Annotated in this window: 14 protein-coding genes; all 14 read right to left on the bottom strand. The window is 52.7% G+C overall.

The annotated features are described in order from the left end of the window. Nucleotides 1–2: 2 nt before the first annotated feature. The 14 genes from Poly21_RS19540 to Poly21_RS19475 all read right to left on the bottom strand — a co-directional run bounded on the left by Poly21_RS19540 (nt 3) and on the right by Poly21_RS19475 (nt 16,458). Nucleotides 3–1,013 (bottom strand): glycosyltransferase family 2 protein, encoded by a 1,011-nt coding sequence (locus Poly21_RS19540; RefSeq protein WP_146408506.1) that lies wholly within the window; start codon nt 1,011–1,013, stop codon nt 3–5. Between the two features lie 240 nt (nt 1,014–1,253). Further along, a complete protein-coding gene (locus Poly21_RS19535) occupies nt 1,254–2,423 on the bottom strand; it encodes a glycosyltransferase (RefSeq protein WP_146408505.1) in 1,170 nt (389 codons plus the stop codon). Next, complete coding sequence (locus Poly21_RS19530; RefSeq protein ID WP_146408504.1) at nt 2,420–3,661, bottom strand: glycosyltransferase family protein; 1,242 nt, start codon at nt 3,659–3,661, stop codon at nt 2,420–2,422. Before Poly21_RS19530 ends, Poly21_RS19535 begins: the two co-directional genes overlap by 4 nt. A gap of 775 nt (nt 3,662–4,436) precedes the next feature. Then, nucleotides 4,437–5,672, bottom strand: coding sequence for a glycosyltransferase (locus Poly21_RS19525; protein WP_146408503.1), 1,236 nt, complete (start codon nt 5,670–5,672; stop codon nt 4,437–4,439). 8 nt (nt 5,673–5,680) lie between these two features. Further along, nucleotides 5,681–6,517, bottom strand: coding sequence for a class I SAM-dependent methyltransferase (locus Poly21_RS19520; RefSeq protein WP_146408502.1), 837 nt, complete (start codon nt 6,515–6,517; stop codon nt 5,681–5,683). Nucleotides 6,518–6,921: 404 nt separating this feature from the next. Beyond that, on the bottom strand, nt 6,922–7,869 hold the full coding sequence (locus tag Poly21_RS19515; protein ID WP_146408501.1) for a class I SAM-dependent methyltransferase: 948 nt from the start codon (nt 7,867–7,869) through the stop codon (nt 6,922–6,924). Nucleotides 7,870–7,882: 13 nt separating this feature from the next. Continuing rightward, nucleotides 7,883–9,223 carry an ABC transporter ATP-binding protein gene (locus tag Poly21_RS19510; protein WP_146408500.1) on the bottom strand — a complete coding sequence of 447 codons (1,341 nt, stop codon included), beginning with the start codon at nt 9,221–9,223 and terminating at the stop codon, nt 7,883–7,885. 115 nt (nt 9,224–9,338) lie between these two features. Beyond that, complete coding sequence (locus Poly21_RS19505; RefSeq protein WP_146408499.1) at nt 9,339–10,394, bottom strand: NAD-dependent epimerase/dehydratase family protein; 1,056 nt, start codon at nt 10,392–10,394, stop codon at nt 9,339–9,341. Nucleotides 10,395–10,527: 133 nt separating this feature from the next. Further along, complete coding sequence (locus tag Poly21_RS19500; protein ID WP_146408498.1) at nt 10,528–11,424, bottom strand: ABC transporter permease; 897 nt, start codon at nt 11,422–11,424, stop codon at nt 10,528–10,530. A 705-nt stretch (nt 11,425–12,129) separates the two neighbouring features. Next, nucleotides 12,130–13,248 carry a DegT/DnrJ/EryC1/StrS family aminotransferase gene (locus Poly21_RS19495; protein WP_146408497.1) on the bottom strand — a complete coding sequence of 373 codons (1,119 nt, stop codon included), beginning with the start codon at nt 13,246–13,248 and terminating at the stop codon, nt 12,130–12,132. Next, entirely contained in the window at nt 13,245–14,039 is a 795-nt protein-coding gene (locus tag Poly21_RS19490) for a class I SAM-dependent DNA methyltransferase (RefSeq protein ID WP_146408496.1), read from the bottom strand. The genes Poly21_RS19495 and Poly21_RS19490 overlap by 4 nt, the downstream gene beginning before the upstream one ends. Next, nucleotides 14,032–14,463, bottom strand: coding sequence for a cupin domain-containing protein (locus Poly21_RS19485; protein WP_146408495.1), 432 nt, complete (start codon nt 14,461–14,463; stop codon nt 14,032–14,034). The genes Poly21_RS19490 and Poly21_RS19485 overlap by 8 nt, the downstream gene beginning before the upstream one ends. Continuing rightward, complete coding sequence (gmd, locus tag Poly21_RS19480) at nt 14,460–15,467, bottom strand: GDP-mannose 4,6-dehydratase (RefSeq protein ID WP_146408494.1); 1,008 nt, start codon at nt 15,465–15,467, stop codon at nt 14,460–14,462. The genes Poly21_RS19485 and gmd overlap by 4 nt, the downstream gene beginning before the upstream one ends. 31 nt (nt 15,468–15,498) lie before the next feature. After that, nucleotides 15,499–16,458, bottom strand: coding sequence for a GDP-L-fucose synthase family protein (locus Poly21_RS19475; protein ID WP_146408493.1), 960 nt, complete (start codon nt 16,456–16,458; stop codon nt 15,499–15,501). Nucleotides 16,459–16,563 lie beyond the last annotated feature (105 nt).

Here is a 16,563-nt window from a genome sequence, read left to right as displayed (position 1 = left end):
TCCTAAGTTGTTGTCGAGCCGAACAGGATTCTGGCGAGCGCACAGAACCGTCCACACGTTCGAGAGAAGAATCCGTCTGAATTAACTCGTCGAATACATCCTACGAAACTGCTGGCAGTCTCGACAGAGAAATACAACATGGCCAAACCGAAAGCGCCCGCGGGAGATCGCATCTGGGTGCGCCGCATGATCAGGTAGCGGTTGTAGAGATCATCCTCTGCAGCATACCGTGCCGACATCCGTCCACCTGGTGCGTGGAAGTGCCCTAGCCGAGCGGTTGGGCAGAATATGATTGCGCCCTGGCGGGTGAGCTTAAGGCCAAGGTCGACATCTTCATTCATGGTGCATCGGCGAAGAAAAAAATCGGAAAATCCACCGGAGGCGTGATATGCGGACGCTTTGACAAGGCTCATTCCAGCGCCAAGCCACTCCATCGGCATCGGTTCAGCGGGAGTAGGGTTATAACCGTATCGGAGCAAGGGGCCGATAACACGCCCCTGCCATTCTCCTTCGCTTAAGCCACAGCACAGCTTTAAGTATGTCTTCCACGCGCGAGTTGGCATTGCCCACGTCTGGTTATTGAAATCGGCCACGACTGCTACCGTGTTGGATGACTTAAGCATGGCATTCATCATCTCAGCGATGCAGTCTTGTTCGAGCACCACATCATCATCAAGTAGCAGTAGACACTCTCCTGTCGCTTGAGAGATAGCTGCCTTTCTTTGGCGAACTGCGTTGGGTGGGCTGACTTGAATGTGGTGAACAGTTAGGCCCAAGTCTCCCCAGCGAGGATCGTGGGCGACTTCGTGTATCCGCGTGCTCTGACTTCCATCTGCGATGAGGACTTCGGTCGGAAGTTGCGTTTGGAACGCAAGTGAACTAAGCAATTGCTGCAAGGACTCAGGTCGTCCAATGGTAGGCACGATGACGCTAACACGTCGAGTATCATCTTCTTCGGTTGCAGTGCCAGCTTCGGTTTCTGAGGTAGGATCCTGAGGCGATGTTAGCTGCATCGGAGTAAGTCATCCAATTCCATTAGACGGTCCGCTCTGGTGTGGGTGTGGTGCCGCGAATTATCTCCGACCCAGCTAACGAATGTGAATGGTGGATTTGAGCTGATTGGCATGGCGAGAAGTTCCAAACGCGTAGTCTCCCGAGTCCGGGGCAGCTCACCGGGATGCGAGCAGGGAGAGCGGAATGAACTTTGCAACAACTCGCTCGAATGCTGTTGAGTCTGGGGCAATTTTGGTCTCTCACCCGAGGGAACTCCGAAGCACGCGAAATGAGACCGCGTGATCAAACTCCTGGCGTCCTATCTCAAATGCCCGCCTTCCGAGCAAGGTGCGCTGCTCGACACACTCCAGCGCGGTCAGCGCTGCGGGAAGTTCTGAGCGGTGGGTGGCCGTCAGCGTGCTGCCGATCCGATCGCGTGTCCACATAATCCCCGAGGCATCTATCGGACCGTACACCAAAATTGGTAAGCCCGTCGCAGTGTAGTCGGTCATCTTGCTGGGGAAGTGCACTTTCATGTTTGCGCGATCATTTCCAGAGAATGAGAGCGGTAGGAATAAAACATCCGCACTCTCTTGAAGCCTATTCACAATTTCTTGCGCTGGTATCAGTCCACCAAACACAGCACGATCGGAGCTGAATCCGCTGGTTCGTGCTTGGCCTTCTGTAAATGGGCCGTACAGCTGGATTTCCGAATCAACTCCGTGGCAGGTTAGTGCACTGTCTAATTCATTTAAGCATTGGACGGCACCACTTGAATTTAACGTCCCGGCATACGCGAATCGAAGCTTACTATTTTTGGTATTTGAAGGCGTTCGATAGGGAATCTCGGAGACTTGCTTTGAGCGACCGGGATACAATACCGCACCCTCAGCGCCGTAACGTTGTTTGTAGGCGTCTACCATGTATGGGGAAACGCACAATCGGGATTTAGCATCTCGGTATGCGTTGCGAAATCGATGCTGATACAATCGCTTTACCGAGGCGTGTAAATGGATCAACTCGGGTACGTCATCGTGGACAATGAAATGGAGTGGGATGTTCAGTCGCTTTGCGACTTGATCAGCCAGCATCCACGAATATCCGTGCCCCACCGTTAGAATCGCGTCGGGCTGAAATCGCGATATGGCTTGAGTGGTTTTGGCCGCCTGGTAGGATATATAGCGAACAAGGAAGGAGGCATGCATTCGACTGAACCGGCTGTTTCGCAATCTCGTCAATGGATACGCTTTGTGCCGATATTCCGCAGCGACAAGGCGTCGCGACGGATCCGAATGCTGACCACACTCGTAAATCATCAATCGCCCTGCAGGGTAGTCCTCCAGCAGTCTGTATAGCAGCGCGGATCCATGGTAGGAATTCTCTACTGGAACATCGCCGATATACAACAGCTTGGGAAGCGTATCAGTCACAGCGTATGCCGTGCTTCCTTCCTATCTGTCCGTGAGCCGAACGAGCCGTCGATCGTCTCCGACCAGATCCTGCGAGCTGTGTCCAAGCTCAGTTGGTTCTTAACGATGTCGTTGGCTCTCAATACGATCCGACTACGCAGGTGTGAGTTCTTTACAGAGTGAAATGCTTCTCGCATCGATGTGGCATTGACATCTGTCACGACAATCGCTGCTTGCTGCTCCCGCAAGTATCGAATCATCGCAGCTGAATCAGGTCCGACAGCTAGCACAAGATTCCCCGATGCCAGGTACTGACTTAATCTTGTCGCAATATTCAAATCAACCATGTGCTTGTCCCTATTCTGGAAACTCATGGGCAGTACCAACCCGTCATAGGACCGCATTGTTTCCAATAGCTCGTCTTGAGGAGTTCGTCCCATGAACTCGATCGGTTCCCACGCCGAAGTTTTCGTTGGTTGACTACCCGCGCTGTAAACGGCAAGGCTGATTTTATTCGCTATTAGGAACGGTGCGATCGCGAGCAGTGCGTCTGCCGCCCACGATGAGAGATTTCCGAAATACGCAAGGCGAGTCGTTCCAGGAATACTCGTCGTCATCGGTGGAGCAAGTTGCTCAGCGGGCGGAATCAACACGATTGAATTCTTGATTCCGAATTCTCGTTCGTAGAACTCTGCCATCGAGGAGCTGATTACAAATACTGCACGTGCTTCGTTTAGGTGCTTCTCGAAAAGTGGACGAAAGTGCAAGGGATACTCCCATCTGCCGTTGGTATGGCGGACCACATGGTCGTCCATTACCCAGCTTACGTATTCGACGGGACGCTGGATCTTTAAATGCTCCAAGGTCTCAACGCTGCGCTGTCCCTGCGGACAGACGATGGCTCGAGCCGGTCGCCCCGAAGCCAGCATCGAGTCGATCCTATTCGCTGCACTCTTGGCGTGAACCGTTGTCATCCGCCGGTCTTGAGAAAGTTTCATTGCTGCGGTGCAACCTACAATGCGCTTCAGCCAGGCCTGTTCGAACCATGAACAAAGGTCCACAGTTCGGTCCTGAACTGCTTGGGCAGGTGGATAGTCGTTGCCGAATTGCGACAAATGAAAAAATCGATCAATGTTGCGGAGTTTATCTCCCAGCAATCGCTGTAACGTGATACCACCACCGTGTGCGTCAGACACCGACATTTCAGACAAGAAGAAATCAAAATGGACGTTACTGCTCGGATCATTCGATCGACGCATACTCCGCTGTCCAGGAATGCATTGCTCAGGCACGGCTGAATGTCCAATGGCATCGCGGAAGGGTGCGTTCGGCAAAAACAATTCGGTGACGCGATGCGGCGCCCTGGTCATCTACCATAGAAGAGAAGTCCGGCATTGCATGAAATTCGATGTCAAGTTGCGTTCATCGGAACGCTCGGCTCCATAATTACTCTTCGCATCTAACCTAGTGTCTCCCTGAACCCAGCCAGACGCTTCATGATTCATGCTCAGAGAATCTCGATCACGCTCGATCGCGTGACTAGTTCGCGGCTTGGCTTATCACAACCGTACGCGTATCGCCGTGTGTATTGATCGATGAATACGTTCCGGCAAAGTGATCTGCGCTTAAAAATATTAATGATGAGTGGGATGTACTACCATGGCATGGTGGTGGCGTCTGTCTCGCTCTGTCGTTGTAATCCAACGGTGGTAGTATCGATGCACTGGGCGGATCGGCAGCAAGCTCCGTTGCGAAGCGACCTGACGAGGAATGTCGAGGATTAATGTGATCGAGGTAGATCGATATGTTCCTTCGGCTGACTATGGACCCATTCGCCGTCAGTGTTGTTTCAGCCGCGCATTGCTCATTCAAGCCGTAGGTGAGATGCGTCCAAAGTCTACCATCCTCGAACCACCGCTGAGGATTTACGACTGCGTCCTTTAAAACCTTGATTTTCAAGGAAGCTGACATTGCAGAGTTTTACATTGTTGTGTTGCGTCAGCAGATCGTCTGCAGTCTCTTGAAGTAAGGCGTTCATTGGTGTCGAGACTTTGCTTCTCTGTATGCCAGCACGTACTCACTCAGCATATCATGGAAATCACGAACCTGTTTTCGAACCGCCTCGGCTGACGGCCGCCTGTCGTTCTCAACGAGCTCGATTGCCTTTTCCACGAAACCATCGAAATCTTGATTACGTACTAACCACCCATTGCTCTCGTCTTCAATAAGTTCCTTGGTGCCACTGTTATCAAAGGCCAACACTGGCGTGCCGCAAGCCTGTGATTCCAGCACTGCGTTGGGACAATTGTCTTGTAGTGACGGAAACAGCATCAGGTCGGCTGCGGAGTACGCCACCGGAAGAACGCTGGGAGGAAGACCGTCAGTCACCGTAACCTCCGGTCGTGATCCAATCCTGTGAGTGGTTTCACCGACGATCAACAAGTGAAACGGTAGCTTGTGCAACTGGTCAAGCTTATCCAGCACCTGCCAAATCCCTTTCCTTCTCGCTGTCCCATGACTTGCAAAAATCAAAGCGACTGGACCGGCGTCAGGGATTCGGAGCAAATTGCGGCAAAAAAGGCTGTCTAACTGCCTGAACACGCGTTTATCGACCCCGTTAGGAATGAAGACGCGAGGGAACCGTTCGAAAATCGGACTTTGCTCGATCAGAGATTCGATCCAACGGCTTTGTGCAACAATAGTCATCTGTTCCGATGGAATGCGTTCAATGCACTTTTGTTTCAAATGATAATTCGAAGCAATTCGCCGCTTAGCTTTCGTACCGCCTATCTGCGGGCAAGCATGGCATCCGGTCATAAAACCTTTGCACGAATCGGGGTAGTGACAGCCACCCGTCATCGGATTCAAATCGGCGAATCGCCAGACGATCGGAAAGTCAGGGATGCATTGAAAGAAATCCTCCCAATCGATAAGACGGGAGATCCAGTTTAGTTGGACGATATCGGTATCTGGAGGGATCTGACGCCAGAGATTACGAGGCTGTGCCTCAATGTCAGAAAAAATCTCTATGCCGACATCGTCAATCGCAAATTGACGGATTGCGAATTCCCAGTTCGGTGAAAAAACACGCTTGAAAATCGACCGTTTCTTCTTGTGACCTGCCCGAATGATGCCGTCTGCATTGGCAGGTCCATCCAAGCAGAGTAGGTGCGATTCAACTCCGATTTCAATCAGACCTCTGTGAATCCGATTTGCAGCAAGGGATGCGCCGCCCAGCTTCTCATAGGTCGATAAGTGTACAATTTTCAAGTCAATATTCACGTGGTCGCTGGTTTGGTGCACTCGACAATTAGCGAATCAGGCTTGTATATACTGCCGTCAGAATTGGTATCTAACTGAAATTCTTCCCAGCGCGCGATCGCACTTTCCAGATGGTGAACGACACGTATTTCAGAAAAGCCGACATCTTTTAGTACAGCCTTTAGCGATATTCGGTCATACATCCACTTGTGCGGTTCTCCGGACATGCGGAAGTTTCCAACCTCGCTGTTATGTTTACGTGGCATGGCTTTTGGCAGGCGGCGGACCAACGACGCTATTCGGCGCAATCGAGCTGTGATTGTCGGCGTGCTCGACGCTGATCTTTTATTTGCACTCGCCTGACGGCAGCGAAGGTGTTCCATCGCAGTGCTACTTGTCGCTGAAAAGGTCTTCAGGTTCTCGATGGGGACATCCCTTAAGAACTTGACCATCTCCCCACCACTCGTTTCCCTCGTGCACTGATCAACTAGCTGAATAATGGACCACTGATGTTCAATCAAGGATGCATCGTTCCCGATGTCGGCGGCACTCAATGTTTGGAGATATCGAGTAGCCAGTAGTTCCAGATCGGGGACAACGACTCGTAAGGTACCAGATGTTCGAAGGACTCGGAAACACTCTCCAATGAACCGACGTCCCTCCGAGGGAGTGAAGTGTTCCATGACATGTGAGTGGTAGACAACATCGAATGTCGTGTCTGGAAAAGGCAAGTCATAGCGAAGGTCATGGACCTGTATCGACGGGTCTGCAGGGCAGAAATCGACATTCTGCCAATCGGAATGAAAGTGATTGCCACATCCTAGATTCAGGCATTTCAAGGTAGTCACACTCATAAATAAATGGGTTAGATTCGCCAGGACACGGGGAGCATCTGGATTGCACCGCGGTAGGGACGCTGCGCGCAGCCAACGTTGCTGTTTGGATCGCTCCAATATCCATCTGATCCTTAAAGAACGCGTCGGCTGCGAATGGATCTTTGCTCGGGCCCGGTGGCATCGTCGTGTGACGCCGTCCGGAGCGCTACTTGCCCGCACATGTCACTGCGGAGAGCGCGGGTGTTTCTCGCAGAAGTATCAGCCAAACACCGGCCATTACATCCTCGAGACAATTGATTGCCTGCTGAGCACATGTTCAGAAAATATTCGCCGCGCCCTTTTACTGGTTGAATCAGAGGAGACCTACATCCAGATAGTGCCACCCGCTATCAAGGCACGTCTCCGCATTGTAGTTGATTGTATCAATCACCGGCCAATTCAGCGTGTTTTTGAAATTCTACATAGATACACTGACCTGTAAGTAGTCGTCGGAAGGGCGTGCGCGTTGCTAACTTGACACAACGCTTTGCTACACTGCGGATCCTACGTGGGGTCTGGGGGAATTGTCGGTCAATTTTACTGTTCTGCACAGCCTCAAAACCTGATCGGTGTAACAAGGAGAGTGGTTCGCGGCGAATGCGAGAGACGTTGACGGGAAGGAGCGTGGTCAGAAATCGGATCGATGCTTCTGACCACTGAAGCATGTGGTGGGGAGGGATATCCAAAAGATTGTCTTGCTGGCCAAGAAAGCTGTCACTGTTGGGAACTGCAATGACGAGAATTCCCCCAAGCTTGAGCTTGCTGATCGCATCGGTTAAGAAGGCAAGTGGGTCTGAGATGTGCTCAAGGACCTGGAACGCGCAAACAACGTCGAATGACTCAGGAGCGCACGCTGAGGCAAATTCAGAGATAGTCCCATGAAACACATCCAGGCCACTCTGCTTTGCATGGGTGACCGAGGCCTTGTTCAGCTCCACGCCCATCGCGTCAAGATTGCGTCGGCGGCAAGCATTGAGGAATGCTCCTGAGCCGCACCCTACCTCAAGGATTCTAGGGTGTCCCGAGAGGCGTGATAGCAGTTCGTGGTGCTCCCAACGCGGCTGGTTATAGTATTCGTCGCCCCAGTGTTCGAGCTTATAGGCGTGAAAGCTTGAGTAGAAGTCGTCGCTGCCCGCTATATCCGCTGGTGCAAAAAATCGCAGCATTGAGGTTTGGCCGCGCATCAAATGAATGTGAGGTTCACTTGCGATTGGTTCGTTCGAGATGTCGATATTGTAGTCATCTCGCCACCTCCGGATGATCTCTTGGGTATCAATTTCCTGAAGACAACGGACATCTTCGTCTCCAAGAGGGCTTTTATGGGATTTCATAGGAACCTAGCTTTCATTCTGGTGGTTTTGTTGACCATCCACATGCTACCTGAACGACTCCAATGTCCGCTCCCGCGTACCTGCTGAAATGAAAACCGTCGTCAAATGCAGAGAATCGAACGACATCCTTTAAACTCTGAAATATTTGACTATTTGGAAGAAATGCCGCAACGGTTACTGAGTATTCACCGGCAACGAAGGTGTCCGCTGGAATTACTACGGACTCGCTACACATTCCGAGAGATATCTGTTGCGTGAAGTGTTGTGATCTCTCAGTCGTAAACAGACGCGTACCGTAGCTATTGAACAGTGCGACAGCAATTTCGAGACCAGGAATCAACTGTCGACATTCATATGTAAGATCGATCCGGACGGAATCGTTTATGCTACACTTCGTTATCTGCTGGCCATCGCTATTGCACATGGCTATTGAGTGGAATTGAAAAGGACTGGACGGGGTGAGCAAAAAGTGGGCACTCGTTTCTGAACCTGACGAGTGCTCATTGAGGTTCAGATATTGTCTAATTGCAACCTCCGTTGCCGTGGGAGGCTCGGCTCCTCCATTGATCAAAACACAGGCACGAGTGCACAGACTCATTACCGATCCCATATTGTGGCTGACGAACATCACAGTTCGTCCCAGTTGGCTGGCGACTTGTTTCATCTTGCCGATGCACTTCTTTTGGAATTCGGCATCTCCAACCGCAAGTACTTCATCCACCACCAAAGTCTCGCATTCTAGGTGTGCAGCCACGGCAAAGCCCAGTCGCACCATCATTCCACTGCTGTATCGTTTCACCGGTGTGTCGATGTATTTGGCGCAGCCGCTGAAGTCGACGATCGCGTCAAGTTGATTGGAAATCTCGTGTCGATGCATGCCAAGGATCGCACCATTGAGATAGATGTTTTCGCGACCTGTCAGTTCGGGATGAAACCCGGTGCCGACTTCTAGCAAGCTGGAGATGCGGCCTTTGGCCTTGATACTGCCGGTTGTGGGAGCGGTGACTCGTGAGAGTAGCTTCAGCAGTGTGCTTTTTCCAGCTCCGTTGCGACCGATAATCCCGAGAACCTCGCCTTGCTGAACATCGAATGAGACGTCTTTCAACGCCCAGGTGTAATCGGCGTCTACTGCGTTTTCGGATTTCAGTAGGCAGTTGGGTGAGTTTGCCGACTGAGCGATGCCGACTGAAAGCTTCTGCGTCCGGTCGTTGATTTGACCCACTTTGGCAAATGGGTCGGGCTTTCCACGAATTTTGGCCCACGCTCGGTGGAGGTCATGAGAAAGCGTACCCGTACCGACTTCACCAAGGCGGTATTGCTTCGAGACGTTTTCAATGCGGATGGCGATGGCCATTGTTTTTCAGTGGGGAGGGTGGTTGCAAGAAGCGTCGACAGGAAAAACGTATTGCCAGCGAGTGAGGGGGCACATGGAGTTGTCTGTAGCCACCTAAGGAAGTGTGGAGCCGTCTTCAACTATCTGTGATTGCAAGGTTTGCCTCGATAATCTGGCGGATGGTGTCTTCGAGTGAGATCCGTATATCCCACCCTGGGTAATTCGCCCGCATCTTGGACAGGTCGCTGTAGTAGCATATGTGGTCACCAATGCGGTTTTCATCAACGTAGGTGTGATTCATTTCTCGCCCGGTGATCGATCGAGTGATTTCAAAAGCTTCCAGAATCGAGCAGCTGTTGGCCTTACCACCACCGATATTATAGACCTCAGCAACGCGAGGCGAGTCGATGAACGCGGCAATGAAGCGAGCAACATCTTCGCTGTGGATATTGTCGCGAACTTGCTTGCCTTTGTATCCGAAGACGTTGTACTGGCGACCTTCGAGGTTGCACTTCACTAGGTAACTCAAGAAGCCATGCAGCTCAACGCCGCTGTGGTTGGGGCCGGTCAAGCAGCCGCCTCGCAGACAGCAGGTGGGGATGTCGAAGTACCGGCCGTATTCTTGGACCATGACATCTGCGGCGACCTTCGATGCGCCAAAAAGCGAGTGCTTCGATTGGTCGATTGAGAACGTCTCAGGAATACCTTGTTCGTAATCCGCATCGTCGAAGTCCCAGCGAGTTTCAAGTTCCTTTAAAGCAATCGTGTTGGGCCGATCACCATAGACTTTGTTGGTTGACATGTGCACAAACGGCGATTCTGGGCAGGCTTGCCGAACCGCTTCGAGTAGATTCAATGTGCCCACGGCGTTGGTATCAAAGTCGTCGAAGGGGATCGCAGCTGCCCGATCATGGCTTGGCTGGGCGGCGGTGTGGACGATCGCGTCAGGCTTGATTTTTTTTAGCAGTTCGAGAACGTGTTGGCGATCGCGAATGTCGAGTTCATGGTGCTCAAATTTGTCAATTGCTTGGGTAAGCCGCTGTTGATTCCACCGCGTGTCTCCGCTGGGTCCGAAGAAGACCGCTCGTTGATTATTGTCAACTCCATGAATCTTCCATCCGCGGGTGGCGAAATGCATGCAGACTTCTGATCCAATCAGTCCCGAAGATCCGGTGACGAGTATGGAGTTCATAGAAGGCCAGTTTCCCTGAAGTGAACTAACATTATTCTTTGTCTGTCTGCTTCTCAAGAGCCTTGGCTCGTTCCAAGGCGACTGATTGGAACGGCGATGTACCTGTCTCGAACATCAACGTGGCGATGTGCAGCTAGACCGTGTCCATGAAAGTACGTTCGACGCGGTTAAAGATGACCGTGGAGAACAAAAACAGCACGACCGCAAAGATGACGGAGTAGATGATGCCAAGAGACGTAAAATTACCTGCACCAAGGAACCCGTAGCGTGTGGCCTCGAAGAGCGGAGCGAGTGGATTCCAAGCGAGATACTTTGCGACGCTTTCGGGCATCTGAGAGAACGGGTAGATCACAGGGGTGGCGTACATCAATAACTGCACACCGAAGGTCAGCAGGAACACCATGTCGCGGTATTTCGTCGTCATTGCTGAAAACAGCATTCCAAAGCCAAGTCCCATCGCCGCCATCGTGAAGACAATGATCGGAAATAGCATTACCATCGAATTTGGATGTATTTCGCCCTTCGCCCAGTACCAAACGAAAATTACCAAGAATAGTGAGAATTGGATTGCGAAACGCAGCAGATTGGAGATCACGATCGAAAGAGGCGAAATAATCCTCGGGAAGTAAACTTTGCCAAACAGTGGGGCGTTGTCTTTAAAAACCGTGGCGGTCTTATTAAAGCATTCAGAAAAGTAATTCCAGAATGTGATGCCACACAGGTAGAACAGTATTTGTGGCAGGCCATCAGTGGAAAGGCCAGCAATCTTGCCAAATACCAAGACGTAAACGAGTGTCGTGAAAATGGGCTGGATGAAGAACCAGATCGGACCGAGGATCGTTTGCTTGTAGAAGGAAACGATGTCACGACGCGTGAACAGGTACAGAAGATCTCGGTACCGCCAAACTTCGCCTAACTGCAGTGATAGCAGAGAAGAGTGAGGTTCGATAATGAGATCCCAGTCGTCGTCATCAAAAGCCGAATCGCTTGAGACTTGCGGGGTTTCGGTTGGTGTGCTGTCAGTTGCCACGGTTTTCAGGTTTCATCGAGACGTGTGCGCTTGTGTTCATCAGGAAGATCGCACGCCACTACAATCTATTACCAAGTTTCCACGGAGCTGACTCACGAATCCCTCTTCGCATTTGCTTGAGAGGTACTCCGTAACGGGCTTGCTTGTTCTTGGTGACGCCACCCAAGTTCTGTGCAGGGCGATTGGCGACCAGTGTGATGTGGTGGTTATGGCCCATCAACACGAGACCACTGGTGAACAAGACTCTGTGAGCAATCGCGTAGAGCGTTTGGTCAGATCTTAAGAATGCGGCTTGGCGGCATGGAGCTTGGCTTCGATGGGAGCAGACTTCGTCCACTTGGGTGACATTCGTTGCTGAATTTCGCACCCCACATTGGTCGGCTCTAGACGAACGCCGAAAAGCGTTGGAAGAACCTGCTTCACCCCGAAAGGATACCCTATCGGTAAGGTTTGGCAGGCAAATTCATGGGTAGCCCATCAAGGTATGCTCATGCTAGGTCAAATCTAGGGGTTTTTCACGTTGATGGGATTGTTCCGCCTGCGATTGTCGCCCGATGATTTTCAGGACATAGAGGGGGTCTGCGTTAGCCCACATGATCCCGCTCTCGTGGGTTCGGCGAGATGCAAGAATAATGATGGTGATGGTGGCACTGCCCGGAGAGGCGGTCAGGCCGATTTTACCAGCTCACGCCGGTGGGGGCTTGGCTATCGTGTTGCGGGGAGGCAGCCACGCAAGGCGGTGACAACCTCGCTGAGATCGTCTGTCGACAGCCCCAATCCGCTGGGGAGATAGAAACCTCGCCGGGCGAGGGTCTCGGCAACCGGGTAGGATTCATTCGTGAACAGGTTCTGGTTTAGAAACACGGGCTGTTCGTGAATCGGCCAGAAGAAGGGACGCGTGCCGATGGCTTGGTTAGCCAATTGTTGCATGATGCCTGCCGCATCCTGATCGATATTTGTGCCAAGCACGATCCCGAATACCCAGTAGATATTCTCTGCGTAATCGGTCGTGGCCAGGGGCAATTGGATATTGGCGGTATCACTCAACGCGGTTTGGTAGGCGGTGCCCATTGCTCGTTTGCGTTGGACGTGGGCGTCCAGTCTCTCCAGCTGCGCCAATCCGATTGCCGCTTGCATGTTGGTCATCCGGTAGTTCCAGCCGAGTTCCTCGTGCACGAACCGTCGTCCAGGTTGAAAACACAGGTTTCGCAACCGGCGGCAGTGCTCGGCGACGTCGTCGTCATCCGTCACGACCATACCACCTTCGCCACAGGTAATATGCTTGTTTGGATAGAAACTGAACGTGCTCATCAGGCCGAAACTTCCACATGGCTGTCCGCGATAGGTTTGACCATGCATCTCAGCAGCATCCTCGATCACGATGAGGCCATGTCGCTCGGCGATTTCCAGCAACGGGTCCATGTCGACAGGTAGCCCGTACAGATGCACCACGAGAATTGCTTTGGTGCGGGGGCTAATCTTGGCCTCGATCTGACCCAAGTTCATGTTCCAGGTCACCGGGTCGCTGTCGACGAGGACGGGAACTCCTCCCGCCCTAACGACGGAAGCTGCAGGCGAGATGATCGTGAAGGTCGGCATGATGACTTCATCGCCTGGCCCGATACCCGCGGCGGCCACGGCGATGTCGAGAGCTCCCGAACCATTCGCGCAGGCAACACCGTGCTTGCGTCCTACGGTCTCGGCGAAGGCTTGTTCGAACCGGGCCACGAATGGCCCCTCATTGCTGATCCATCCACTGTCGATGCATTCGAGCAAATACTCGCGCTCGTTGCCGTCGAGTAGCGGCGTATTGACGGGAATCATGAGCGACCTTTTGATGAGTGCTTGCGAGCGACGTAGGTTACACCCCAAGTGTCTGGCGATGGCTTGTTGGCGGTCATCCATTCTTCGCTGTGGACCAATTCCAATCCTGCCTGTTCAGCGATCAGGTGGAGTTCAGGCGAAAAGTAATACCGCATGGGATGACGCTCGGTAAACTGCTCAACTTCGCCGGAGGTTTTGTCACTGATAATCATTGTGTAGTGGACGTCAACGCGATTGGCTTGCGTGTCAACCGTGGGCTCGGCAATCCGCAGAACACGAATGGTGTTATCTTCGAGACGCTTCACGCGCACGGCGGGCTGTTGGGCCAGGACAGCGGGCCCGTACCAGACGTCGAACACAAAGCAGCCACCGGCCTGTAAATGGTGGCTGGCGGTCTGGAACAAATTCAGGATGTCCGCATTGCTGACTTGGTAGCTGGCGACATGGAACAGAGAAATGACCGCATCGAAACGCTGGTCAATGCGAAAGTTTCTCGCATCGCCCTGATGAATGGAGAATCCCGCTGTCGAGTTGGTTGAGGCGACTCCCTGGGCGCGATCACTCGCGATCTCGAACATCCGAGTGCTTAATTCCACGCCGGTTACCTGCAGGCCGCTGGCGGCAAACAATTCCGCGTGGCGTCCGGTTCCCGATCCCAGTTCCAGAATCGAATTGACTGCTGGGTGAAATCGGTGGAGCAAATCTCGGACGTAGTCTGATTCGCCCCGGTAGTCCTTGTCTTGATAGAGCAGGTCGTAGTAGCGACTGTAATTATCGAAAGGTTCAGCCATTGAGTTTGATCTTGTTTGCTGCAATAGGTTCGAATCGTGTTTTGTCTTGATCGCCACAATAGGGGCCCTGTTTGACCTCGATCATCTCAGTGGGCTCGAGCATTTCGAACCCATGTCCGCCTGCTGCCAACAGAATCACGTCACCTGTGATAATCACGCGGCTTTCGAGGTAGTGGCGGCCATCCGTGAAGAAGTCGACACGGACTTTACCGGACTTGATAAACAATACCTCTTGCGTCCAGACGACTGCTCGCTCAACTGGATTGTGCACGTGGGGTTCGATGGTGTAGCCAGCCGGTCGATTCATGTAGCCGAGTTGCTGAGAAAACATGTCCGGTGTGAAGAACTCGATGCCTTCCTTATGAAAGTTCGATCGAATGATGATCCCAATTGTTTGGTCGAGATGCTTGATGGTTTCGATCATACGTTGCCTGCCTCTTGTTTGGCTAAGTCCATATCGCTTTGAATCATCAACTCGGCGAGCTGGCGGCAACTCGTCGTCGGTTCCCAGCCCAATTTAGCTTTGGCTTTGGAGTAATCACCAAGCAGCAGGTCGACCTCTGCAGGGCGGAAATAGCGTGGATCGATTTCGACGTGTTTCTGCCAATCCAAGTCAAGCGATTCGAAGGCGTAGTCGAGGAAGGTGCGGATGGTTTGGGTTTCGCCGGTCGCCAGGACGAAGTCGTCAGGTTCATCGTGCTGCAGCATCCGCCACATGCCGTCGACGTAATCCTTCGCATATCCCCAGTCTCGCTTGGCATCGAGGTTGCCGAGAAACAATTTGTCTTGCAGGCCCAGTTTGATTCGCGTGGCGGCACGTGTGATTTTGCGAGTCACGAATGTTTCGCCGCGGCGTGGCGACTCGTGATTGAACAGGATCCCGTTACTGGCGAACAGATCGTACGACTTGCGGTAGTTCACGGTTTGGTGGAACGCGTATACCTTGGCACACGCGTAGGGGCTTTGCGGGCTGAAGGGGGTTGTCTCGGATTGTGGCGTCTCCACGACCTCGCCGAACATCTCGCTGCTGCTAGCTTGGTACACGCGGGTCGGCTTGGTTTTATTGAGTTGCCGGGCAGCTTCGAGGACGTTCAACGCACCCACGCCGGTAGTCTGGACCGTGTAAGCGGGAGCATCGAAGGAGACCCGCACGTGCGACTGGGCACCGAGATTGTAGATCTCATCAGGTTGCACATCGAGCACCAGATTGGTCAGATTCTGGCCGTCGGTGAGATCACCGTAATGCAAAAACATCCTCGCACCGGCGTCATGTGGGTCGCGGTAGATATGGTCGATACGGTCGGTATTGAAAGTGCTTGAGCGGCGCACGACACCGTGCACGGTGTATCCCTTCTCAAGTAATAGTTCAGCGAGGTAGGAGCCATCTTGACCCGTGATGCCAGTGATTAACGCAACTTTGGAAGACATGATAAAAGTTCAGAAAAGGAAGCAAAAAGGGTCAGTGTTCAGCGTTCAGGCTGTGAGATGCTAGGAACGATTGATAGGTGGCTTGCAGGCCTTCGTCGAGATCGATGGTGGGAAACCAGCCTGTGGAATTGATGAGGGTGGTATCGGTGCGTTTGACGGGGGTGCCATCGGGTTTCGATAAATCCTGTTTGATGCGACCTTCGTAGCCCACCACGCCAGCGATTTTCGTTGCCAATTCGGCGATCGTTAGATCGGTACCGCTGCCGACGTTGACCCAATCGGGCGGGTTGGGCAAATCGATGAGATGCAAGATCGCACGGGCGAGGTCATCGACATGTAGGAATTCCCGCCGCGGAGTACCGGATCCCCATACCGTGACCACTTCGGCGTCTTCGCGTTTGGCGGCATCGATACGGCGAATCATACCGGGAATGACGTGTGAGTTTTCGGGGTGGTAATTGTCACCTGGTCCATACAAATTTGTGGGCATGGCGGAATGAAACAATACTCCATATTGCTGGCGATAATATTGGCACAATTTCAGTCCCATGATTTTCGCGAGCGCGTAGGCTTCGTTCGTCGGCTCAAGTGGACTCGAAAGGAGGCAGGACTCTGCCATCGGCTGGGGGGCATTTCGAGGGTAGATGCAGGTGCTTCCCAAGAATAGGAACCGTTGGACGCCATGGCGGTAGGCGGCGTGGATGGCATTGACCGCCATGACGGTGTTCTCGTAGCTGAACTCGGCCGGGTACGTTGCATTCGCATGGATCCCTCCTACCCTCGCTGCGGCGAACAGGACACAGTCGGGCTTTGCTGACGCGAAAAAGGCGTCCACCGCGGCTTGGTCGCAGAGATCGAGTTCCTCACGGGAGCGAGTCACGATTTCAGCTGCGGGCCAATTCGCTGTTGCCTCGGCGGCGGCGAGTTGACGCAGGATGGCACTACCCACCATGCCCCGATGCCCAGCGACGAAGATTTTATGGAAAGGCATAATTATTAAAGTTCAGGAATGGAGACTGGCGGAGCTCATCGCGTTTTGCAACGATCGTTCACGAAATTTTGCTGAATCGAATGCCCACCCGTCTGGCGGATGGCT

It is taken from the genome of Allorhodopirellula heiligendammensis, from assembly GCF_007860105.1.
Taxonomy (GTDB): Bacteria; Planctomycetota; Planctomycetia; order Pirellulales; family Pirellulaceae; genus Rhodopirellula; species Rhodopirellula heiligendammensis.
Note: the sequence above shows the minus strand (reverse complement) of the source record. Positions and strands in the feature narration are given on the sequence as shown.

Bases quoted from the DNA above. Each gene is read 5' to 3' on its own strand.
- Poly21_RS19490 (WP_146408496.1), bottom strand. From the start codon at position 14,039: ATGGCTGAACCTTTCGATAATTACAGTCGCTACTACGACCTGCTCTAT.
- Poly21_RS19540 (WP_146408506.1), bottom strand. From the start codon at position 1,013: ATGCAGCTAACATCGCCTCAGGATCCTACCTCAGAAACCGAAGCTGGC.
- gmd (WP_146408494.1), bottom strand. From the start codon at position 15,467: ATGTCTTCCAAAGTTGCGTTAATCACTGGCATCACGGGTCAAGATGGC.
- Poly21_RS19530 (WP_146408504.1), bottom strand. From the start codon at position 3,661: ATGCGTCGATCGAATGATCCGAGCAGTAACGTCCATTTTGATTTCTTC.
- Poly21_RS19510 (WP_146408500.1), bottom strand. From the start codon at position 9,223: ATGGCCATCGCCATCCGCATTGAAAACGTCTCGAAGCAATACCGCCTT.
- Poly21_RS19515 (WP_146408501.1), bottom strand. From the start codon at position 7,869: ATGAAATCCCATAAAAGCCCTCTTGGAGACGAAGATGTCCGTTGTCTT.
- Poly21_RS19475 (WP_146408493.1), bottom strand. From the start codon at position 16,458: ATGCCTTTCCATAAAATCTTCGTCGCTGGGCATCGGGGCATGGTGGGT.
- Poly21_RS19495 (WP_146408497.1), bottom strand. From the start codon at position 13,248: ATGATTCCCGTCAATACGCCGCTACTCGACGGCAACGAGCGCGAGTAT.
- Poly21_RS19520 (WP_146408502.1), bottom strand. From the start codon at position 6,517: ATGAGTGTGACTACCTTGAAATGCCTGAATCTAGGATGTGGCAATCAC.
- Poly21_RS19505 (WP_146408499.1), bottom strand. From the start codon at position 10,394: ATGAACTCCATACTCGTCACCGGATCTTCGGGACTGATTGGATCAGAA.
- Poly21_RS19485 (WP_146408495.1), bottom strand. From the start codon at position 14,463: ATGATCGAAACCATCAAGCATCTCGACCAAACAATTGGGATCATCATT.